Genomic DNA, 17,381 nt, shown 5'->3' with positions numbered 1-17,381 from the left:
CCGGCGTGGTGGCCAAGATCGTAGAGTAAGATAATTTGAGGTCGGGGCTTGCTCCGGCCTTTTTTTGTCTATATACTCTGCGCCCTCTTTCCAGTGTTAATGCTGGAGAGGGCGCGATCAACCGGGGCATCGTTCCCGGGCTTGTTTTGACACCCACCTCCTTCGGATGAGAAGGATGGGCGGGCTTTTTGCCATCTAAAGTATGGTTCGAAACAGTCTGGAGTTTGTTAGCTATGGCTAACCAGAGAATCCGAATCCGTCTCAAGGCTTTTGATCATCGCCTGATCGATCAGTCCGCCCAGGAGATCGTGGATACGGCAAAACGCACGGGTGCGCAGGTACAGGGTCCGATCCCTCTGCCCACGCGTAAAGAACGGTTTACGGTGCTGGTCTCTCCGCACGTTAACAAAGATGCGCGGGATCAGTACGAGATCCGTACCCACAAGCGGATGGTGGACATCGTGGAGCCCACGGACAAGACCGTGGACGCACTGATGAAGCTGGATCTGGCCGCTGGTGTGGATGTGCAGATCAGCCTGGGATAACTCAGCCTGAGACAACAACGTGCGGCCTGGCCGCAACAGGTTGTGAAGAGGTAGACAATGGCGATTGGTGTGATCGGTCGAAAATGCGGGATGACCCGGGTGTTCACTGAAGATGGTGTCAGTGTGCCGGTGACCGTGATTGAAGTGTCCCCGAATCGGGTGAGCCAGATTAAGACCGAAGAGACAGATGGCTACGAGGCCGTGCAAGTGACGGTGGGCGAACGCCGCGCAAGCCGAGTGACCAAGCCGATGGCGGGTCATTTCGCCAAGGCGGGTGTTGAGGCTGGCCGCACTGTTGGTGAGTTTCGCGCTGCCGCGGGTGACTTGCAGGTGGGCGGTGAGCTGACCCTGGAAGTGTTCGAGGCTGGCCAGATCGTGGACGTAACCGGTACCTCTAAAGGTAAAGGTTTCGCCGGTACGGTTAAGCGTTGGAATTTCCGTACCCAGGACGCCACTCACGGTAACTCTCTGTCCCACCGCGCTCCGGGTTCCATCGGTCAGAACCAAACCCCGGGCCGCGTATTCAAGGGTAAGAAAATGGCGGGCCACATGGGTGCCGAGCGTGTGACGGTTCAGAACCTGGAAGTCGTGCGCGTGGACGTGGAAAAGAATCTGTTGCTGGTTAAGGGTGCGGTCCCCGGCGCGGCCGGTGGTGATGTGATCGTGATCCCGGCAGTGAAGGCGAAGGCCTGAAAGAGGAATAGAGGATGAATCTCAATACCGCCTCTGGAGGTACCGTTACTGTGTCTGAAGTCGCCTTCGGCAAGGACTTCAACGAGCCTCTGGTTCATCAGGTAGTGACTGCTTACCTGGCGGGTGCCCGTCAGGGTTCCAAAGCGCAGAAAAGCCGCTCCGATGTCAGTGGTGGTGGTCGTAAGCCCTGGCGGCAGAAAGGTACTGGCCGTGCTCGCGCCGGTACTATCCGCAGCCCGCTGTGGCGTGGCGGCGGCAAGACGTTTGCCGCGGTGCCGCGTGACCACTCACAGAAAGTAAACCGCAAAATGTACCGTGGCGCGCTGCGCTGCATTTTGTCCGAGCTGGTTCGCCAGGAGCGCTTGGTTGTGGTGGACGACTTCTCCGTCGACTCCCCGAAAACCAAGCAGGTGTCCGCCAAGCTCAAGGATCTGAACCTGAGCAATGTTCTCATCGTGACGGATGACGTGGATGAGAACCTGTATTTGGCAGCTCGTAATCTGCCGAAGGTCGACATTCGCGATGCCAGCGGTGTGGATCCGGTCAGCCTGATCGCCTTTGACAAGGTGCTGGTGACCGTGCCGGCTCTGAAGAAGCTTGAGGAGGCGCTGGCATGAATAAAGAGCGCATTTTAAAAGTGCTGCTTGCACCGCACTTTTCCGAAAAGGCCACCGACGCGACCGAGCGTAGCAATGCCTTCGCTTTCAAAGTGGCAAAAGACGCCACCAAAGCGGAGATCAAGGCAGCCGTGGAAGCCATGTTCGAGGTCAAGGTGCGTAACGTTCGGACTCTGAACGTGAAAGGCAAGCGCAAGTTCTTCGGTCGTGTCGCCGGTAAGCGTAGCGACTGGAAGAAGGCCTACGTGTCCCTTGAACAAGGCCAGGATATCGACTTCCTGGGCGCTGAGTAAGGTAAGGGAGTAAGTAATCATGGCGATTGTTAAGACCAAGCCGACTTCTCCGGGCCGCCGCTTTGTCGTAAAGGTGGTCAACGAGGAGCTGCACAAAGGTGCTCCCTACGCGCCCTTGCTGGAAGCCAAGGCCAAGAATGGCGGCCGTAACAACAATGGTCGTATCACCACACGTCATAAAGGTGGTGGCCACAAGCAGAAATACCGCGTAGTGGATTTCCGTCGCAATAAAGATGGTGTCCCGGGTGTGGTGGAGCGTCTGGAATACGATCCGAACCGTTCCGCGCACATCGCGCTGGTGAAGTATATGGATGGCGAGCGTCGTTACATTCTGGCGCCGAAAGACCTGAAGGCGGGCGACCGCGTTCAGTCCGGTGAAGACGCTCCGATCAAAGTGGGTAATGCTCTGCCGCTGCGCAACATCCCGCTGGGTTCCACGATTCACAATGTGGAGCTGAAGCCTGGTAAAGGTGGTCAGCTGGCTCGCTCCGCGGGCACGTCCGTCCAGCTGCTGGCGAAGGACGGACAGTATGTAACCCTGCGTTTGCGCTCCGGCGAAATGCGCAAGGTGCACGCTGAGTGCCGAGCCACCATCGGGCAAGTATCCAACAGTGAGCACAGCCTGCGCTCGCTGGGTAAGGCCGGCGCAACCCGCTGGCGCGGTGTTCGTCCCACTGTTCGCGGTGTGGCCATGAACCCCGTGGATCACCCCCATGGTGGTGGTGAAGGGCGTACGTCCGGTGGCCGTCATCCGGTAACCCCCTGGGGTGTACCGACCAAGGGCCACAAAACCCGTACCAACAAGCGCACCTCCAAGATGATTGTGCGCGACCGTCGTAAGTAAGGGATAGAGAGAGGTTCAGGCTGTGCCACGTTCACTGAAAAAAGGTCCGTTTCTGGATCACCACCTGTTGAAGAAGGTGGAAGAAGCGGTGGAAGCCGGCTCCCGTAAGCCGATCAAAACCTGGTCCCGTCGCTCCATGATCATCCCGGAGATGGTGGGTTTGACCATCGCGGTACATAACGGCCGTCAGCATGTTCCGGTATTGGTTTCCGAGCACATGGTGGGCCACAAGCTGGGCGAATTCGCCCTGACCCGTAACTTCCGCGGGCATATCGTGGACAAAAAGGCTAAGCGATAAGGTGACAGCCATGGCGACTGAAGTTGCAGCCCGTCTGCGGGGCGCAAGAATTTCGGCTCAGAAAGCCCGCCTGGTGGCCGACCAGATCCGAGGTCTGGAGGTGGAAAGGGCGTTGAATGTTCTCGCCTTTAGCCCCAAGAAGGCGGCCAAGATTGTTAAGAAGGTGCTGGAGTCCGCGATTGCTAACGCGGAAAACAACGACGGCGCCGATGTGGATGAGCTGAAAGTATCCACCATCTACGTGGATGAAGGCATGACGATGAAGCGTATCCGTCCTCGCGCGAAAGGGCGTGCGGATCGGATTCTCAAGCGTACCTGCCACATCACTGTAAAAGTCTCGGAAGGTCAGGAGTAACCAGATGGGTCAGAAAGTTCATCCGATCGGTATTCGTCTGGGCATCGTCAAGGAGCACAACTCCCTGTGGTATGCGGGTCCCAAGACCTACGCAGACTGCCTGGTTACCGATCTGGAGGTGCGTGAATATCTGTTCAAGCGCCTCAAGAATGCCTCGGTGAGCCGGATTAAAATCGAGCGTCCGTCCGAAAACGTTCGCATCACCATTTCCACGGCTCGTCCGGGGATCGTGATCGGCAAGAAGGGCGAGGACGTTGAGCGCCTGCGTCGCGACGTGGCTGCCAAGATGGGTGTGCCGGTGCACATCAACATCGAGGAAGTGCGTAAGCCTGACGTGGATGCCCGTCTGGTAGCCGACAATATCGCTGGCCAGATCGAACGTCGTGTTATGTTCCGCCGTGCTATGAAACGTGCGGTTCAGAACGCGCTCAAGGCCGGTGCCGAAGGTATTCGGGTCCAGCTTTCTGGCCGTCTTGGTGGTGCCGAGATTGCTCGTACGGAATGGTACCGTGAAGGTCGCGTGCCGCTGCACACTCTGCGTGCGGACATCGATTACGCCAACGTGCGTGCTGAGACCACCTACGGAACCATCGGTGTGAAGGTCTGGATCTTCCGTGGCGAAGTGCTTGGTGGCATGGAGCAGGTTCAGGAAGAGCAGAAGCAGTCCAAGGGCGCGAAAAAGCGCGGCCGTGGTTAAAAGGTAACGAACGATGTTGCAGCCGAAGCGTACCAAATTCCGGAAAATTCATAAGGGCCGTAACCGTGGCCTGGCACAGCGCGGCAACAAGGTGTCTTTTGGCACCATCGGCCTGCAGGCCACCGGCCGTGGCCGGATCACCGCGCGTCAGATCGAGGCGGCTCGTCGGGCCATGACCCGTCACATCAAACGGGGCGGTAAGATCTGGATTCGGGTCTTCCCCGACAAGCCGATTACCCAGAAGCCGCTCGAAGTGCGGATGGGTAAAGGTAAAGGTAGCGTGGAGTACTGGGTAGCCCAGATTCAGCCGGGCCGCATGCTCTACGAAATGGAAGGTGTTTCCGAAGACGTGGCGCGTGAAGCGTTCCGTCTGGCCGCAGCCAAGCTGCCGGTCAGCACCCGTGTCGTGACTCGGACGGTGATGTAAGCCATGAAAGCGAGCGAACTGAAAGAAAAGAGTGTTGAGCAGTTGCGCGAGCAGCACCTTGAGCTGCTGGAACAACAGTTCAAGCTGCGCATGAAGAAAGCATCCGGTCAGCTTTCCCAAACCCATCAGCTTGGGACGGTCCGCCGTGATATTGCACGTGTGAAGACCATTCTGCGGGAAAAACAGGGTAACTAATCATGGCAGAGGCGAAACAGAAACTGCGCCGGACCGTTACCGGTAAAGTGATTTCCAGTAAAGGTGATAAGACCATCACCGTATTGGTTGAGCGCCGGGTACAACACCCCATTTATGGCAAGATCATCAAGCGTTCTACCAAACTGATGGCTCACGATGAGCAGAACCAGTGTGGCGAAGGCGACCTGGTCACCATCGAAGAATGCCGTCCGCTGTCCAAGCGTAAAAGCTGGATGCTGGTCAGCGTAGTGGAGCAGGCCGTCAAGGCCTGATGAGAGAATGCTGTGGCTGCCTGCACAGGGCAGGAGTTGGAGAGAGTAAGCGATGATTCAGACCGAAACCATGCTCGAAGTCGCCGATAACAGCGGCGCTCGTCGAGTGCAGTGCATCAAGGTGCTGGGTGGCTCCCACCGCCGCTATGCAGGCATTGGTGACATCATCAAGGTCACAGTAAAGGAAGCGATTCCGCGTGGTCGTGTTAAGAAAGGCGACGTGATGAGCGCTGTCGTGGTACGTACCCGTCGTGGTGTGCGTCGTCCCGATGGTTCTGTGATTCGTTTTGACGAAAACGCCGCGGTCCTGTTGAACAACAACAAGGCTCCGATCGGCACCCGGATCTTTGGGCCGGTGACCCGTGAACTGCGTAACGACCAGTTCATGAAGATCATCTCCCTGGCACCGGAAGTTCTTTAAAGGCGGGTTAAGGCAATGCTCAAGATCAAGCGCAATGACGAAGTCATCGTAATCGCGGGCAAGGACAAAGGTAAGCGGGGCCAGGTACAGCGCGTGCTCCCTAACGGCCGCCTTCTTGTCTCCGGTGTGAACATGGTGAAAAAACACGTTCGCGCCAACCCTAACCGCGGTATTCAAGGTGGCATCGTTCAGCAGGAGGCGGGTATTCACGCTTCCAATGTGGCCATCTGGAATGCGAAGACCCAGAAGGCCGATCGTGTCGGCGTCCGTTTCGAGGACGGCAAAAAAGTGCGGTTCTTCAAGTCCAACGGCGAAGCGCTGGACGCGTGAGGTTAGGTGAACCATGAGTGATCTGAAGAAGGTTTACAACGAAGAGATTGTGCCGAAGCTCCGCGATGAGTTCGGTTACAAGAACGTCATGGAGGTGCCCCGCATCACCAAGATCACCCTGAACATGGGTGTGGGTGAAGCGGCCGCTGACCGGAAGGCGATCGAAGGTGCGCTGTCGGATATGACCGCCATCGCGGGTCAGAAGCCCCTGGTCACCAAGGCGCGCAAGTCCGTGGCGGGCTTCAAGATCCGTGAAGGCTGGCCGATTGGCTGCAAGGTGACCCTGCGTAACCGTCGTATGTACGAGTTCCTGGAGCGCCTGGTATCCGTGGCGATCCCGCGTGTCCGTGACTTCCGGGGCCTGAACCCGAAGTCCTTTGACGGCCGCGGCAACTACTCCATGGGTCTGCGGGAGCAAATCGTGTTCCCGGAAATCGATTTCGACAAGGTCGACAAGCTGCGTGGTCTGGATATTACCATCACCACATCAGCCAAGACCGATGACGAAGCACGGGCGCTGCTGCGCGCCTTCAACTTCCCGCTGAAAGGCTAAGAGGATTTGTCATGGCAAAGGTCTCTATGAAAAACCGGGAGGCGAAGCGCGCCAAGTTGGTTCAGCGTTACGCCGCCAAGCGTGCCGCGCTGAAAGCGGTTGTCCAGGACCCCAACGCGGAACCCGAAGCGAAGTGGGAGGCTCAGTTGGAGCTGCAGAAGCTGCCGCGGGACTCTTCTCCGGTTCGCCAGCGTAACCGCTGCCGCATCACCGGCCGTCCGCATGGTTACTACCGCAAGTTCGGCCTGAGCCGCATTAAACTGCGTGAAGCAGCGATGCGTGGTGACGTTCCCGGGCTGGTTAAATCCAGCTGGTAAGCAAAGAGTAGCGGAGCAACTGCAGCATGAGCATGCAAGATACCCTGGCGGATATGTTTACCCGTATTCGCAACGCGCAAATGGCTCGTAAAGTCGAAGTGGAGATTCCCTCCTCCAAGGCCAAGGAAGCCATTGCCAAGGTTTTGAAGGAAGAAGGTTACATCGACGGCTATGCCGTGTCCGAGGACGCCAAGCCGACGCTGACCGTACAACTGCGTTATTTTGAAGGCCAGCCGGTGATCGAGAAGATCGCTCGGGTGAGCCGTCCGGGCCTGCGGGTATACAAAGGTGCCGGTGAGATTCCCAAGGTGAAAGGTGGCCTGGGTGTGATGATCGTGTCCACCAACCAGGGCATCATTTCCGATCGGGCCGCCCGCCAGGCGAATGTCGGCGGCGAACTGATCTGCGAAGTGTCCTAAGGTTTTGGTGTAGACGGATTAGGTGCAGCGATGTCTAGAGTAGCGAAAAATCCGGTTAACCTGCCCAAAGGCGTCGAGGTAGCTATCGACGGCCAGAAGGTGACCGTGAAAGGGTCCAAGGGCAGCCTGGATCACCAGGTGCACGATTTGGTGGAAGTGGCCGTGGATGACGGCGTATTCTCCGTCAAACCCCGTGAAGAGTCTCAGCAGGCCTGGGCCGTGGCCGGTACCACGCGTGCTCTGGTCAACAACATGGTTACCGGTGTCTCCGCGGGCTTCGAACGTCGCCTGCTGCTGAACGGCGTTGGTTACCGTGCTCAGGCCCAGGGCAAGACCCTGAATCTGACGCTGGGCTTTTCCCATCCGGTAGCCTATGAGCTGCCTGAAGGGATCACCATTGAAACCCCGAGTCAGACGGAAATCGTCATCAAGGGTATTGATAAGCAGCTGGTAGGCCAGGTGGCCGCCAATGTTCGGGGCTTCCGCCCGCCCGAGCCCTACAAGGGCAAAGGGGTGCGCTATGCTGATGAGCAAGTGCGCCGTAAGGAAGCCAAGAAGAAATAATCGTTGAGACAGAAGCCATGATGGACAAGAAAGTTGCACGTCTGCGCAGGGCAAAGCGTACTCGCCTGAAGATTCGTGAGCTGGGCGAGCTTCGTCTTTCCGTGCATCGCACTCCGCGCCATATTTATGCGCAAATCACCAGCAGCGCTGGTGATCGTGTGCTGGCCTCCGCGAGCACGGTGGAAAAAGACCTGCGCGCTGGCGCGACGGGTAATTCTGAAGCCGCCGCTAAAGTTGGCGAGTTGATCGCTCAACGCGCTAAAGAGGCGGGTATCGAAAGCGTGGCCTTTGACCGTTCCGGTTTCCGTTATCACGGCCGGGTCAAGGCGCTGGCGGATGCCGCACGCGAAAACGGGCTTAAATTCTAAGGGTACTTGGTTATGGCGAAAGTTGATCCCAACGAAGGTCTCCAGGAGAAGCTGGTTCAGGTGAACCGGGTTGCCAAGGTGGTGAAAGGCGGCCGTATCTTCGGCTTCACCGCGTTGACCGTGGTGGGTGACGGTAATGGCAAAGTGGGTTTCGGTCGCGGTAAAGCCCGTGAAGTGCCCGCCGCCATCCAGAAGGCCCTGGAAGCTGCCCGTCGCAACATGATTCAGGTGGAGCTCAACGGCACCACCATTCAGCATCCGATCAAGGCTCGGCATGGCGCCTCCAAGGTGTTCATGCAGCCGGCCAGCGATGGTACCGGTGTCATTGCTGGCGGTGCCATGCGTGCCGTGCTGGAAGTGGCTGGTGTGCAGAACGTACTGGCCAAGTGCTATGGTTCCACCAACCCGGTGAATGTGGTTCGTGCCACGTTCGAGGGTTTGAAAGCGATGGCCTCCGCCGAGTCCGTTGCCGCCAAGCGCGGTAAAACGGTCGAAGAGATCCTGAGCTAAGCGCAGACAGACGGAACGTAACGATGGCTGACAAGATCAAGGTAACGCAGGTAAAAAGCACCAACGGCCGGCTGGAAAAGCACAAGGCCTGTGTGCGTGGTCTCGGTCTGCGCCGTATTGGCCATACCGTTGAAGTTGAAGACACCCCTTCGGTACGCGGCATGATTAATAAAGTCGCGTACATGGTGCGGGTAGAGGGAGAATAAGCGATGCGTTTGAATGATCTGCATCCCGCTGAAGGTTCCCGTCCGGCCCAGAAACGGGTCGGTCGCGGTATCGGCTCCGGTCTCGGTAAAACGGGTGGTCGTGGCCATAAAGGTCAGAAATCCCGTTCCGGCGGTACCGTGAAGCCCGGGTTCGAAGGTGGTCAAATGCCGCTGCAGCGCCGTGTGCCGAAGTTCGGTTTCACGTCCAAGCTGGCAATGGCAACCGCTGAAGTGCGCCTGGAAGAGCTGGCCAAAGTGGAAGGCGACGTAATCGACCTGGCCTCTTTGAAAGCCGCCGGCGTGGTTCGTTCTGACAAGAAACGCGCCAAGATCGTACTGCGTGGTGGCATTGACCGCGCGGTGACGGTACGTGGCGTGGCGATCACCAAAGGTGCCCGCGAAGCGGTGGAAAAAGCCGGCGGTAAAGTCGAGGAATAACAGGAACCGGGCTATGGCCAAGAACCGTGCACAAACGCTTAACAGTGGTGCCGTCGCAGCCAGCGGTGGCGCTACTCGGGAGTTGTGGCGTCGTATCGGATTCCTGCTTGGGGCCCTGCTGGTATTCCGGATCGGGGCCCATATTCCGGTACCGGGTATGAACCCGGACATGTTGGAACAGATGTTCAACCAAAACCGGGATACTATCCTTGGCCTGTTCAACATGTTCTCCGGCGGCTCTCTTGAGCGCATGAGTATTTTTGCACTCGGCATCATGCCGTACATTACCGCGAGCATCGTAATTCAGTTGATGACCGCGGTAGTCCCCAGTCTTGAGCAATTGCGCAAGGAAGGGGAGCAGGGCCGTCGCAAGATTACTCAGTACACCCGTTACCTGACCGTTGCTCTGGCGCTGGTACAGTCTTTCGGGGTATGCGCGGGTCTCAAGAGCCAGGGAATCACCCTGTTGCCGGAAGGCGCGGACAGCATGCAGGTGGCGAGCTTCTATTTTGTGGCCGTGACCTCATTGGTGACCGGGACGATTTTCCTGATGTGGCTGGGTGAACAGATCACCGAGCGTGGCATCGGGAACGGCATTTCCATGCTGATTTTCGCTTCCATCGTAGCCGGCTTGCCGGGAGCGGTGGCGCAGACCTTCGAGTCCGCCCGTCAGGGTGAGCTGGGACTGCTGGCCATGCTCATGGTCTTCCTGGTGGCCGTGGCGGTGATTTTCGGTGTGGTGTTCGTGGAACGCGGTCAGCGCCGCATAACCGTGAACTACGCTCGACGTCAGCAAGGCCGTCGGGTGTACGCGGCGCAGCAAAGCCATTTGCCGCTGAAAGTAAACATGGCGGGTGTGATTCCGGCGATTTTCGCCAGTTCCATCCTGCTGTTTCCGGCGTCACTGACCCAGTGGTTCAGTGATTCCAACCCGGATTCCTGGTGGGGGATGACCCTGCGCCGGGTCAGTGATGCACTGCTGCCGGGTACGCCGCTGTACATTCTGTTGTTTACGCTGGCGATCATGTTCTTCTGCTACTTCTACACGGCGTTGGTGTTCAACCCGAAGGATGTGGCGGACAACCTGAAGAAATCCGGGGCCTATATCCCGGGTATTCGCCCTGGTGAACAATCAGCACGTTACATCGATACCGTGATGGGCCGTCTGACGCTGATCGGTGCCGTGTACATGACGCTGGTTTGTCTGTTGCCGCTGGGGCTGCAGGCGATCTGGAATGTACCTTTCTATCTGGGCGGTACTTCGCTGCTGATCGTGGTAGTCGTGGTGATGGACTTCTGGGGCCAGGTAAACTCCCATTTGATGTCCACTCAGTACGAGAAACTGATGAAGAAAGCCAACCTGAAAGGGTATGGCGGCACCGGTCTGGTGCGTTAACAAGGCCTTAGTGGCCGAGATAGTGAGGCGAGTGCGATGAAAGTTCAGGCTTCTGTAAAGAAGATCTGCCGTAACTGCAAAGTGATCCGCCGCAAGGGGCGGGTCATGGTGATCTGCAGTGCCGAGCCGCGGCACAAGCAGCGTCAGGGTTAATTGGCGAGCTTCTTTCCTAGAGATTGGTTGAAATTCAGTCGGTGTAACGCTAGACTCTCCCGCCTTTCGGCGCCAGAGACTGGCGATACCGCTTTGTGAATCGGAGATATTCGGATGGCCCGTATTGCAGGCGTAAACATCCCGGACAACAAACATACGGTGATTTCCCTCACCTATATTTTCGGGATTGGCCGCACCCGTGCTCGCCAGATTTGCGAGCAGACCGGCATTGCGCCGGAGGTTAAGATTCGTGATCTGTCCGGCGATCAGCTGGACGCGATCCGTGCGGAGGTTGCCAAGGTTTCCACGGAGGGCGACCTGCGTCGGGAAATCAACATGAATATCAAGCGGTTGATGGATCTGGGCTGCTACCGTGGCATCCGTCATCGTCGCGGCTTGCCGCTGCGCGGTCAGCGCACCAAAACCAACGCCCGCACCCGTAAGGGCCCGCGGAAACCGATCCGCAAGTAAGTCCTGAATTTGGATAGGCATCATGGCTAAAGCGAAAAGAGACAGTGGCGCACGTCGGAAGAAGGTAACGCGGACCGTTGCGGATGGCATCGCTCACGTACACGCTTCTTTCAATAACACCATCATTACCATCACCGATCGTCAGGGCAATGCGTTGTCCTGGGCGACCTCTGGTGGCGCGGGTTTCCGTGGCTCCCGTAAGAGCACCCCGTTCGCGGCCCAGGTGGCTGCGGAAAACGCCGGAAACGCCGCCAAGGACTATGGCTTGAAGAATCTGGAAGTGCGGGTGAAAGGCCCGGGTCCGGGTCGCGAGTCTTCCATTCGGGCGCTGAACGCCTGTGGTTACAAGATTACCCATATTCAGGACGTGACGCCGATTCCGCACAATGGTTGCCGTCCGCCGAAGAAGCGCCGCGTGTAACGGGAGTTAGAGCAAGATGGCAAGATATCTCGGTCCCAAGTGCAAGCTTTCCCGTCGTGAAGGCACTGACCTGTTTTTGAAGAGCGGCATTCGTCCGCTGGAATCCAAGTGCAAGGCGGAGCAGCCCCCGGGCCAGGCCGCCGCCGGTCGTCGCCCCAGCCGCCTGTCCGACTACGGCGTGCAGCTGCGCGAGAAGCAAAAAGTGCGTCGTATGTACGGTGTGCTGGAAAAGCAATTCCGTAGCTACTACAAGAAGGCGGCCCGTGCTCGTGGCGCCACCGGTGAAGTGCTGCTGCAATTGCTGGAAGGTCGCCTGGACAACGTGGTTTACCGCATGGGCTTCGGCGCTACCCGCTCTGAAGCGCGTCAGCTGGTATCTCACCGTGCGATCCTGGTTAACGGTCAGTCCGTTAACATTCCGTCCTACCAGATCAGCGCCGGTGACGTGATCACCGTGCGTGAGAAGTCCAAGAACCAGCTGCGCGTGAAGAACGCCATGGAGCTGGCTCAGCAACGTGGCTTCCCGACCTGGTTGGAAGTGGACGAGAAGAAGCTCGAAGGTACTTTCAAAGCGCTGCCGGAGCGTATTGACCTCCCCGCGGAGATCAATGAAAACCTGATCGTCGAGCTGTACTCCAAGTAAGGACTGCCTGAGGGATCTCTATGACCGCCGTGAACGAATTTCTCACGCCCCGCTCGATCGCGGTCAACGCGATCAGCGAGACCCACGCAAAGGTTGTGCTTGAGCCGCTGGAGCGGGGTTTTGGGCATACGCTGGGCACGGCGCTGCGCCGCATCCTGTTGTCCAGCATGCCGGGATGCGCCATCACTGAAGTGGAGATCGATGGCGTACAGCACGAGTACTCCACCATTGACGGCATTCAGGAAGATGTAATCAACATCCTGCTGAACCTCAAGGGTGTGGCTCTGAAGATGGATGACCGGGAAGAAGTGGTCCTGGAACTGGTCAAAAAAGGCCCGGGTGATGTGACCGCCGATGATATCCAGCGCGACCACAGCGTGGAGGTCATCAATCCGGAGCATCTGATCTGCACCATCACCGGTGACACCGAACTGCGTGTCCGTATGAAGGTGGAGAAAGGTCGGGGCTATGTGCCCGCGGACAGCCGTCGCAGCGATGACGACGAAACCCGTGGCATTGGCCGTCTGCAACTGGATGCCAGCTTCAGCCCCGTGCGCCGTGTCGCCTACGTGGTGGAAGCGGCCCGGGTGGAGCAACGGACCGACCTGGACAAGCTGGTTATCGATCTGGAAACCAACGGGACCATTGATCCCGAGGAAGCTATCCGGCGCGCGGCCACCATTCTGCAACAGCAGATCGCGGTGTTCGTCGACCTGGAGCAGGACTCCAAGCCCGAGCCAAAACAGGAGCGGGAGGAAGTCGACCCCATCCTGCTGCGTCCGGTGGATGACCTGGAATTGACGGTACGTTCCGCCAACTGTCTGAAAGCCGAGAACATTTACTATATCGGCGATCTGGTACAGCGCACCGAGGTGGAGCTGCTGAAAACGCCGAACCTCGGCAAGAAGTCGCTCACCGAGATCAAGGATGTGCTGGCTTCCAAAGGGTTGGCGCTGGGCATGCGTCTGGAGAACTGGCCACCGGTCAGCCTCCGTGATGATGACCGACTGAACACCAAATTGCGCTAATTGAGTTGTCGTGGACGCTGTGAAGCGCCCTTGAAGATAGGAATAGAACCATGCGTCATCGCAAGAGCGGCAGAAAACTGAATCGGAACAGCTCACATCGTCAGGCCATGTTCCGTAACATGGCGGTGTCGCTGTTGGAACACGAAGCGATCAAGACCACCTTGCCGAAGGCAAAGGAGCTGCGTCGTGTTGCCGAGCCCCTGATCACTCTGGCCAAGGAAGATTCCGTGGCCAACCGTCGCCTGGCATTCAGCCGGACCCGGTCCAAGGAAGTGGTAGGCAAGCTGTTCAACGAACTCGGCCCGCGCTATAAAGCGCGTCCGGGTGGCTATGTGCGGATCCTTAAAATGGGCTTCCGTGCTGGCGACAATGCCCCGATGGCCTATGTGGAACTGGTGGATCGTCCCGAGCCGGGTGAAGCCGCCGACGCTGAATAAACGCGTAGCCTTCCGCATGTCTGGTCCCGAAATAGGTTGACACCTATTTCGTCTCGGAACGCCCGATGCACCGCATCGGGCGTTTTGTATTTCAGGGCCAGATGAGGCCGTTCCTGGTTATAGATTTCCACCGACTCATCGACCCTTGTCCTGGCCTGCTCCAGGCTCCCTGGCCGCACTAGCAGGAACTCCGTCCTCAGGATGCCGTTCACCCGCTCCGCCAGCGCGTTCTGATAGCAGTCGTAGCCATCGGTCATCGAACATTGAATGCCGTGCCGACGGTGCAATTCCTGGTAACTGTCGCAGCAGTATTGGATACCCCGGTCGCAGTGGTGGATCAACGGCAGGCGCCCCGACCGGTCGCGCAGGGCCTTGCGCAACGCCTGCTCCACATCCTCGCTGCGTAAGCTCTCATGCACATGATGGCCCACGATCTTGCGGGAGTAGGCATCGGTCACCAGACTTACGTGGCTCATGCCCGAGCGGGTCGGCAGAAAGGTGATATCCGCCACCCAGACTTGGTTAGGCCGGCAGGCTACCACTTGCTCGGAGCCCGGCTTGAGCAGATTCGGGTGACGCCGGAAGCGGTGATGACTGTGCGTGGTCTTATGGTAGGCCCGGCGGCGAGGCACCAACAGGCGCTGGGCCCGCGGTACCTGGAGCAGCTGATCCCGGCCCAGATGAAGGGTGTGATCCGGTTGTCCATGGAGAAGATGTTGGAAGCTTGCGAGCGCCGATCCGGGGCTGGCGACGACGGATGGTCCGGACAAAGTTCACCACCCGCTGTTCCCGATCCTCCCTGGCTTGCTGTGCTCGCTCCGCCTGATACCAGGCTTGGCGGCTGATGCCCAGGAGATGACAGGCCCTGCTGACGGCTAATCCGGCAACGCGTCTCTGCGTGAGGACTTGCCGGGCCGCTTTTTTACCGTCACCCCGTAGTCCTTCTCCATGACATCGACAACGGCTTCGAAGAACTCGGCCTTCTGTTCGGCCAACCGCAGCTTCTCTTCAAGCTCCTTGATTCGCTGTTCGGGGGTAGGTGGGGACTTCGGCACGGTAGGGCTCCGGCTCGCACGGTGGGGGGCAGGACGCCAGTCCTGGTCGCCATATCGACGTAATCACTTTAGTACCGTCGAGCGGCCCTGAATACCGTGGCGGGCCTGGGCCTGCTTATAGGTCAGCTCACCGCGCTCCACCTCGTCCACCACCGCCTGTTTAAAGGCCAGGGTGTAATCCCGCTGCGTGCGCTTAACCCTTTGATTCATCACGTTCTCCCAAAGTCAGGGCCGGAACGTGTCAACTCTATTCAGGGCGGGTCAGCATCAACAAAAAAGCCGGGATATGCCCGGCTTTTTTGTGTCTTGTCTTTCTGGCGGGCTCTCCCCTCAGGCCCTCAGCGGCGGCGTCAAAGCTCGTCCCCTGTTCTTTTTCCGTCGTGGGCGGCTGCTTCTTTCAAGATTGTTTGTGATCGTCCTCTTCCTGGTCTGGAAAGGCATCCGCCTGTTCCAGCCAATCCGGGCCCAGTTGCGCCTGGACATATTCCCGAATGAATTGCCGTACTTTCTGTGAGGGCGTGACGTCCTCACGGGCGCAGAGCTGCTCGAATGCGCGCTTTTTGCGAGGATCAATAAGAAGGGTGAGGCGGGCAGTGCGTTTTTCCATGTTAATTTGATTAACATTGAGTGAATGTTGAATAGGAATATAATACTCATCTGATTTCTCTTCAATGGGATTTGGCCTTTATGTCACACCGTCGCTATCTGTTCTCGTTGAAAATAGGTTATGCGCTGCGGGAGTGCGTGGCGGAAGGCTATGGCGCGGGTGAGCTGAGAAAGGACCTGGTCGCCGGGCTCACGGTTGGTGTCATCGCCATTCCCTTGTCCATGGCGCTGGCCATTGCCAGCGGGGTGCCTCCCCAGCATGGGCTGTACACCGCCATTATCGCCGGCTTTCTGATTGCCTTGACCGGGGGCTCGCGCTTCAGTGTCTCGGGGCCGACCGCCGCTTTTGTGGTGATTCTCTACCCGGTGGCGCAGAGTCACGGTTTGCCCGGATTGCTGATGGCGTCGGTACTGGCGGGTGTCATGCTGATCCTGATGGCGGTGTGCCGCCTCGGAAGGCTGATCGAGTACATCCCGCAGGCGGTGACACTGGGCTTCACCGCGGGCATCGCGGTGGTGATCGCGACCCTGCAGCTCAGCGATTTTCTGGGCCTTCACACTGGTCCGGCGCCGGAAGGCTACCTGCAGAAATGGTCAGTGCTGATTCAGTACTTGCCCGGCCTGCATGGCCCCAGTCTGTTAGTGGCGGTGATAACGCTGGCCACGCTGATTCTCTGGCCGCGACTGAAGACACCGCTACCGGCCCATTTGCCGGCGGTACTGATCGGATCGCTGCTGGCGTGGTGCCTCAACCGTTATCAACTGCCGGTGGAGACCCTGGGCTCCCGTTTCAGCTTTCTGTTGCCGGACGGCTCCCTGGGGCACGGGATCCCATCGGTACTGCCGGCCGTCGACTGGCCCTGGAATCATGGTGCGGGGGGCGGTAACAGCCACTTCTGGTCCTGGGCGTCCTGGCGGGAATTGGTGCCCGCGGCTTTCGCTATTGCCATGCTCGGTGCCATTGAGTCGTTGCTGTGCGCGGTGGTCCTGGACGGTATGTCAGGTAAGCGCCACAGTGCCAATAGCGAGCTGTTGGGGCAGGGTATCGGTAATCTGGTGGCCCCGTTTTTTGGCGGTATCACCGCCACCGCGGCGATTGCCCGATCCGCCGCCAATTTCAAGGCCGGTGCCAGATCGCCTGTGGCATCCATGATTCACGCCGCCGTGGTGCTGCTGGGTATGGTGGTGTTGGGGCCTTTGCTGGCCTATCTGCCAATGCCGGCGATGGCGGCATTGCTGATGATGGTGGCTTGGAATATGAGCGAGGCGCATAAAGCAATGCGCTTGCTCCGTCGTGCTCCTCTGGGTGAGGTGTTGGTCTTTCTGAGCTGTTTTTCCCTTACCGTGTTTCTGGATATGGTGGTGGCTATCACCGTGGGGGTACTGCTGGCCGCCTTGTTGTTCATGCGTGAAATCGCCGCCATGACGCGGATTTCCGACATCACCAACTCGCCCCGGCTGCGGGACTATCAGATCCCGGAACAGTGGGGCGTGCTCAAGATCGTGGGTCCGTTGTTCTTTGCCGCCGCCGACCGTGTCTTCGCGGAGGCCGACGGCCTGGCCGCCGGCCGCTCTGGTGTGGTGTTGTATATGGATGGCGTGTCTGTCCTCGATGGTGGGGGTGTGTCCGCTCTGCAGGGTTTTGTCGATCGCTGTGCCGCCAGTGGTTGCCAGGTGATGGTAGCGGATCTGGGTTTCCAGCCTCTCAAGACCCTGGCCCGTGCCGGTATGGAGCCGCTGCCGGGGAAATTGAGATTCTCTCCGAGTCTCGATGAAGCCCTGAAGTCGCTGGCTTGAGGTGTGGCGGTG

The 17,381-nt window shown here is 58.4% G+C and carries 30 protein-coding genes and 1 pseudogene; 29 read left to right on the top strand and 2 right to left on the bottom strand.

Annotated elements, in window-relative coordinates; translation table 11 throughout:
* Nucleotides 1-233: 233 nt before the first annotated feature.
* From rpsJ to rplQ, 28 genes are all read left to right on the top strand, one after another.
* Complete coding sequence (gene rpsJ, locus A6D6_RS16745) at nt 234-545, top strand: 30S ribosomal protein S10 (protein WP_022995848.1); 312 nt, start codon at nt 234-236, stop codon at nt 543-545.
* 57 nt (nt 546-602) lie between these two features.
* Nucleotides 603-1,238, top strand: coding sequence for a 50S ribosomal protein L3 (gene rplC / locus A6D6_RS16740; RefSeq protein ID WP_133492903.1), 636 nt, complete (start codon nt 603-605; stop codon nt 1,236-1,238).
* 14 nt (nt 1,239-1,252) lie between these two features.
* Nucleotides 1,253-1,855, top strand: coding sequence for a 50S ribosomal protein L4 (gene rplD / locus A6D6_RS16735; protein WP_133492902.1), 603 nt, complete (start codon nt 1,253-1,255; stop codon nt 1,853-1,855).
* Complete coding sequence (rplW, locus tag A6D6_RS16730) at nt 1,852-2,148, top strand: 50S ribosomal protein L23 (protein WP_133492901.1); 297 nt, start codon at nt 1,852-1,854, stop codon at nt 2,146-2,148. Before rplD ends, rplW begins: the two co-directional genes overlap by 4 nt.
* 19 nt (nt 2,149-2,167) lie before the next feature.
* Nucleotides 2,168-2,992 (top strand): 50S ribosomal protein L2, encoded by an 825-nt coding sequence (rplB, locus tag A6D6_RS16725; RefSeq protein ID WP_159661335.1) that lies wholly within the window; start codon nt 2,168-2,170, stop codon nt 2,990-2,992.
* Between the two features lie 22 nt (nt 2,993-3,014).
* Nucleotides 3,015-3,290, top strand: coding sequence for a 30S ribosomal protein S19 (rpsS, locus tag A6D6_RS16720; protein ID WP_014996108.1), 276 nt, complete (start codon nt 3,015-3,017; stop codon nt 3,288-3,290).
* 10 nt (nt 3,291-3,300) lie between these two features.
* Complete coding sequence (rplV, locus tag A6D6_RS16715; protein WP_133492899.1) at nt 3,301-3,645, top strand: 50S ribosomal protein L22; 345 nt, start codon at nt 3,301-3,303, stop codon at nt 3,643-3,645.
* Between the two features lie 4 nt (nt 3,646-3,649).
* Nucleotides 3,650-4,342, top strand: a complete 693-nt coding sequence (rpsC, locus tag A6D6_RS16710; RefSeq protein WP_022995843.1) for a 30S ribosomal protein S3 — start codon at nt 3,650-3,652, stop codon at nt 4,340-4,342.
* A 13-nt stretch (nt 4,343-4,355) separates the two neighbouring features.
* Nucleotides 4,356-4,769 (top strand): 50S ribosomal protein L16, encoded by a 414-nt coding sequence (gene rplP / locus A6D6_RS16705; RefSeq protein ID WP_014996105.1) that lies wholly within the window; start codon nt 4,356-4,358, stop codon nt 4,767-4,769.
* Between the two features lie 3 nt (nt 4,770-4,772).
* Nucleotides 4,773-4,964, top strand: a complete 192-nt coding sequence (gene rpmC, locus A6D6_RS16700; RefSeq protein WP_014996104.1) for a 50S ribosomal protein L29 — start codon at nt 4,773-4,775, stop codon at nt 4,962-4,964.
* Nucleotides 4,965-4,966: 2 nt separating this feature from the next.
* Nucleotides 4,967-5,236 (top strand): 30S ribosomal protein S17, encoded by a 270-nt coding sequence (gene rpsQ / locus A6D6_RS16695; RefSeq protein WP_022995842.1) that lies wholly within the window; start codon nt 4,967-4,969, stop codon nt 5,234-5,236.
* 52 nt (nt 5,237-5,288) lie between these two features.
* A complete protein-coding gene (rplN, locus tag A6D6_RS16690) occupies nt 5,289-5,657 on the top strand; it encodes a 50S ribosomal protein L14 (protein WP_014996102.1) in 369 nt (122 codons plus the stop codon).
* 15 nt (nt 5,658-5,672) lie between these two features.
* Entirely contained in the window at nt 5,673-5,987 is a 315-nt protein-coding gene (gene rplX / locus A6D6_RS16685; protein ID WP_022995841.1) for a 50S ribosomal protein L24, read from the top strand.
* Between the two features lie 13 nt (nt 5,988-6,000).
* Complete coding sequence (gene rplE / locus A6D6_RS16680) at nt 6,001-6,540, top strand: 50S ribosomal protein L5 (RefSeq protein ID WP_133492898.1); 540 nt, start codon at nt 6,001-6,003, stop codon at nt 6,538-6,540.
* Between the two features lie 11 nt (nt 6,541-6,551).
* Complete coding sequence (gene rpsN, locus A6D6_RS16675) at nt 6,552-6,857, top strand: 30S ribosomal protein S14 (RefSeq protein WP_133492897.1); 306 nt, start codon at nt 6,552-6,554, stop codon at nt 6,855-6,857.
* Nucleotides 6,858-6,883: 26 nt separating this feature from the next.
* Nucleotides 6,884-7,276 carry a 30S ribosomal protein S8 gene (rpsH, locus tag A6D6_RS16670; protein ID WP_133492896.1) on the top strand — a complete coding sequence of 131 codons (393 nt, stop codon included), beginning with the start codon at nt 6,884-6,886 and terminating at the stop codon, nt 7,274-7,276.
* Between the two features lie 30 nt (nt 7,277-7,306).
* On the top strand, nt 7,307-7,840 hold the full coding sequence (gene rplF / locus A6D6_RS16665) for a 50S ribosomal protein L6 (RefSeq protein WP_133492895.1): 534 nt from the start codon (nt 7,307-7,309) through the stop codon (nt 7,838-7,840).
* A gap of 17 nt (nt 7,841-7,857) precedes the next feature.
* Nucleotides 7,858-8,208 (top strand): 50S ribosomal protein L18, encoded by a 351-nt coding sequence (gene rplR / locus A6D6_RS16660; protein ID WP_201303822.1) that lies wholly within the window; start codon nt 7,858-7,860, stop codon nt 8,206-8,208.
* A 12-nt stretch (nt 8,209-8,220) separates the two neighbouring features.
* The gene (gene rpsE / locus A6D6_RS16655) at nt 8,221-8,718 is read left to right on the top strand and encodes a 30S ribosomal protein S5 (RefSeq protein ID WP_014996095.1); all 498 of its coding nucleotides are present in this window, start codon (nt 8,221-8,223) and stop codon (nt 8,716-8,718) included.
* Between the two features lie 23 nt (nt 8,719-8,741).
* Entirely contained in the window at nt 8,742-8,924 is a 183-nt protein-coding gene (gene rpmD / locus A6D6_RS16650) for a 50S ribosomal protein L30 (protein ID WP_133492894.1), read from the top strand.
* A 3-nt stretch (nt 8,925-8,927) separates the two neighbouring features.
* The gene (gene rplO / locus A6D6_RS16645; RefSeq protein ID WP_014996093.1) at nt 8,928-9,362 is read left to right on the top strand and encodes a 50S ribosomal protein L15; all 435 of its coding nucleotides are present in this window, start codon (nt 8,928-8,930) and stop codon (nt 9,360-9,362) included.
* 13 nt (nt 9,363-9,375) lie between these two features.
* Nucleotides 9,376-10,758, top strand: coding sequence for a preprotein translocase subunit SecY (gene secY / locus A6D6_RS16640; protein WP_014996092.1), 1,383 nt, complete (start codon nt 9,376-9,378; stop codon nt 10,756-10,758).
* A 36-nt stretch (nt 10,759-10,794) separates the two neighbouring features.
* Nucleotides 10,795-10,911 (top strand): 50S ribosomal protein L36, encoded by a 117-nt coding sequence (rpmJ, locus tag A6D6_RS16635; protein ID WP_008928865.1) that lies wholly within the window; start codon nt 10,795-10,797, stop codon nt 10,909-10,911.
* 114 nt (nt 10,912-11,025) lie between these two features.
* Nucleotides 11,026-11,382: a 30S ribosomal protein S13 gene (rpsM, locus tag A6D6_RS16630; RefSeq protein ID WP_022995835.1), complete on the top strand. Its 357-nt coding sequence runs from the start codon at nt 11,026-11,028 to the stop codon at nt 11,380-11,382.
* Between the two features lie 22 nt (nt 11,383-11,404).
* A complete protein-coding gene (gene rpsK, locus A6D6_RS16625) occupies nt 11,405-11,803 on the top strand; it encodes a 30S ribosomal protein S11 (protein WP_014996090.1) in 399 nt (132 codons plus the stop codon).
* Nucleotides 11,804-11,819: 16 nt separating this feature from the next.
* Complete coding sequence (gene rpsD, locus A6D6_RS16620) at nt 11,820-12,446, top strand: 30S ribosomal protein S4 (RefSeq protein WP_133492893.1); 627 nt, start codon at nt 11,820-11,822, stop codon at nt 12,444-12,446.
* Nucleotides 12,447-12,466: 20 nt separating this feature from the next.
* The gene (locus A6D6_RS16615) at nt 12,467-13,474 is read left to right on the top strand and encodes a DNA-directed RNA polymerase subunit alpha (RefSeq protein ID WP_133492892.1); all 1,008 of its coding nucleotides are present in this window, start codon (nt 12,467-12,469) and stop codon (nt 13,472-13,474) included.
* Between the two features lie 50 nt (nt 13,475-13,524).
* On the top strand, nt 13,525-13,911 hold the full coding sequence (rplQ, locus tag A6D6_RS16610) for a 50S ribosomal protein L17 (protein WP_014996087.1): 387 nt from the start codon (nt 13,525-13,527) through the stop codon (nt 13,909-13,911).
* Between the two features lie 56 nt (nt 13,912-13,967).
* Here the strand turns inward: rplQ and A6D6_RS16605 are convergent.
* A pseudogene (locus tag A6D6_RS16605) lies at nt 13,968-15,176 on the bottom strand (IS3 family transposase); the annotation flags it as partial.
* A 187-nt stretch (nt 15,177-15,363) separates the two neighbouring features.
* Nucleotides 15,364-15,573, bottom strand: a complete 210-nt coding sequence (locus A6D6_RS16600; protein ID WP_133492891.1) for a ribbon-helix-helix protein — start codon at nt 15,571-15,573, stop codon at nt 15,364-15,366.
* An 80-nt stretch (nt 15,574-15,653) separates the two neighbouring features.
* On the opposite strand from A6D6_RS16600, the gene dauA reads away from it, so the two are divergent.
* Nucleotides 15,654-17,369 (top strand): C4-dicarboxylic acid transporter DauA, encoded by a 1,716-nt coding sequence (gene dauA, locus A6D6_RS16595; RefSeq protein WP_159661334.1) that lies wholly within the window; start codon nt 15,654-15,656, stop codon nt 17,367-17,369.
* The last annotated feature ends 12 nt before the right edge of the window (nt 17,370-17,381 follow it).

The sequence above is a fragment of the Alcanivorax xiamenensis genome (assembly GCF_009846745.1).
Classification (GTDB): domain Bacteria; phylum Pseudomonadota; class Gammaproteobacteria; order Pseudomonadales; family Alcanivoracaceae; genus Alloalcanivorax; species Alloalcanivorax xiamenensis.
Note: the sequence above shows the minus strand (reverse complement) of the source record. Positions and strands in the feature narration are given on the sequence as shown.

What these genes read in the sequence shown, in the direction of transcription:
- rpsN (WP_133492897.1), top strand. Translation starts at nt 6,552, where the DNA reads ATGGCAAAGGTCTCTATGAAAAACCGGGAGGCGAAGCGCGCCAAGTTG.
- rplW (WP_133492901.1), top strand. Translation starts at nt 1,852, where the DNA reads ATGAATAAAGAGCGCATTTTAAAAGTGCTGCTTGCACCGCACTTTTCC.
- dauA (WP_159661334.1), top strand. Translation starts at nt 15,654, where the DNA reads ATGTCACACCGTCGCTATCTGTTCTCGTTGAAAATAGGTTATGCGCTG.
- rpsK (WP_014996090.1), top strand. Translation starts at nt 11,405, where the DNA reads ATGGCTAAAGCGAAAAGAGACAGTGGCGCACGTCGGAAGAAGGTAACG.
- rpmD (WP_133492894.1), top strand. Translation starts at nt 8,742, where the DNA reads ATGGCTGACAAGATCAAGGTAACGCAGGTAAAAAGCACCAACGGCCGG.
- secY (WP_014996092.1), top strand. Translation starts at nt 9,376, where the DNA reads ATGGCCAAGAACCGTGCACAAACGCTTAACAGTGGTGCCGTCGCAGCC.
- rpsQ (WP_022995842.1), top strand. Translation starts at nt 4,967, where the DNA reads ATGGCAGAGGCGAAACAGAAACTGCGCCGGACCGTTACCGGTAAAGTG.
- rplR (WP_201303822.1), top strand. Translation starts at nt 7,858, where the DNA reads ATGATGGACAAGAAAGTTGCACGTCTGCGCAGGGCAAAGCGTACTCGC.
- rplB (WP_159661335.1), top strand. Translation starts at nt 2,168, where the DNA reads ATGGCGATTGTTAAGACCAAGCCGACTTCTCCGGGCCGCCGCTTTGTC.
- rplO (WP_014996093.1), top strand. Translation starts at nt 8,928, where the DNA reads ATGCGTTTGAATGATCTGCATCCCGCTGAAGGTTCCCGTCCGGCCCAG.
- rplC (WP_133492903.1), top strand. Translation starts at nt 603, where the DNA reads ATGGCGATTGGTGTGATCGGTCGAAAATGCGGGATGACCCGGGTGTTC.
- rplN (WP_014996102.1), top strand. Translation starts at nt 5,289, where the DNA reads ATGATTCAGACCGAAACCATGCTCGAAGTCGCCGATAACAGCGGCGCT.
- rplD (WP_133492902.1), top strand. Translation starts at nt 1,253, where the DNA reads ATGAATCTCAATACCGCCTCTGGAGGTACCGTTACTGTGTCTGAAGTC.
- rplF (WP_133492895.1), top strand. Translation starts at nt 7,307, where the DNA reads ATGTCTAGAGTAGCGAAAAATCCGGTTAACCTGCCCAAAGGCGTCGAG.
- rplV (WP_133492899.1), top strand. Translation starts at nt 3,301, where the DNA reads ATGGCGACTGAAGTTGCAGCCCGTCTGCGGGGCGCAAGAATTTCGGCT.
- rplX (WP_022995841.1), top strand. Translation starts at nt 5,673, where the DNA reads ATGCTCAAGATCAAGCGCAATGACGAAGTCATCGTAATCGCGGGCAAG.
- rpsJ (WP_022995848.1), top strand. Translation starts at nt 234, where the DNA reads ATGGCTAACCAGAGAATCCGAATCCGTCTCAAGGCTTTTGATCATCGC.
- rpmC (WP_014996104.1), top strand. Translation starts at nt 4,773, where the DNA reads ATGAAAGCGAGCGAACTGAAAGAAAAGAGTGTTGAGCAGTTGCGCGAG.
- rplQ (WP_014996087.1), top strand. Translation starts at nt 13,525, where the DNA reads ATGCGTCATCGCAAGAGCGGCAGAAAACTGAATCGGAACAGCTCACAT.
- rplE (WP_133492898.1), top strand. Translation starts at nt 6,001, where the DNA reads ATGAGTGATCTGAAGAAGGTTTACAACGAAGAGATTGTGCCGAAGCTC.
- rpsM (WP_022995835.1), top strand. Translation starts at nt 11,026, where the DNA reads ATGGCCCGTATTGCAGGCGTAAACATCCCGGACAACAAACATACGGTG.
- rpsE (WP_014996095.1), top strand. Translation starts at nt 8,221, where the DNA reads ATGGCGAAAGTTGATCCCAACGAAGGTCTCCAGGAGAAGCTGGTTCAG.
- rpsH (WP_133492896.1), top strand. Translation starts at nt 6,884, where the DNA reads ATGAGCATGCAAGATACCCTGGCGGATATGTTTACCCGTATTCGCAAC.
- A6D6_RS16600 (WP_133492891.1), bottom strand. Translation starts at nt 15,573, where the DNA reads ATGGAAAAACGCACTGCCCGCCTCACCCTTCTTATTGATCCTCGCAAA.
- rpmJ (WP_008928865.1), top strand. Translation starts at nt 10,795, where the DNA reads ATGAAAGTTCAGGCTTCTGTAAAGAAGATCTGCCGTAACTGCAAAGTG.
- rpsC (WP_022995843.1), top strand. Translation starts at nt 3,650, where the DNA reads ATGGGTCAGAAAGTTCATCCGATCGGTATTCGTCTGGGCATCGTCAAG.
- rpsD (WP_133492893.1), top strand. Translation starts at nt 11,820, where the DNA reads ATGGCAAGATATCTCGGTCCCAAGTGCAAGCTTTCCCGTCGTGAAGGC.
- rplP (WP_014996105.1), top strand. Translation starts at nt 4,356, where the DNA reads ATGTTGCAGCCGAAGCGTACCAAATTCCGGAAAATTCATAAGGGCCGT.
- A6D6_RS16615 (WP_133492892.1), top strand. Translation starts at nt 12,467, where the DNA reads ATGACCGCCGTGAACGAATTTCTCACGCCCCGCTCGATCGCGGTCAAC.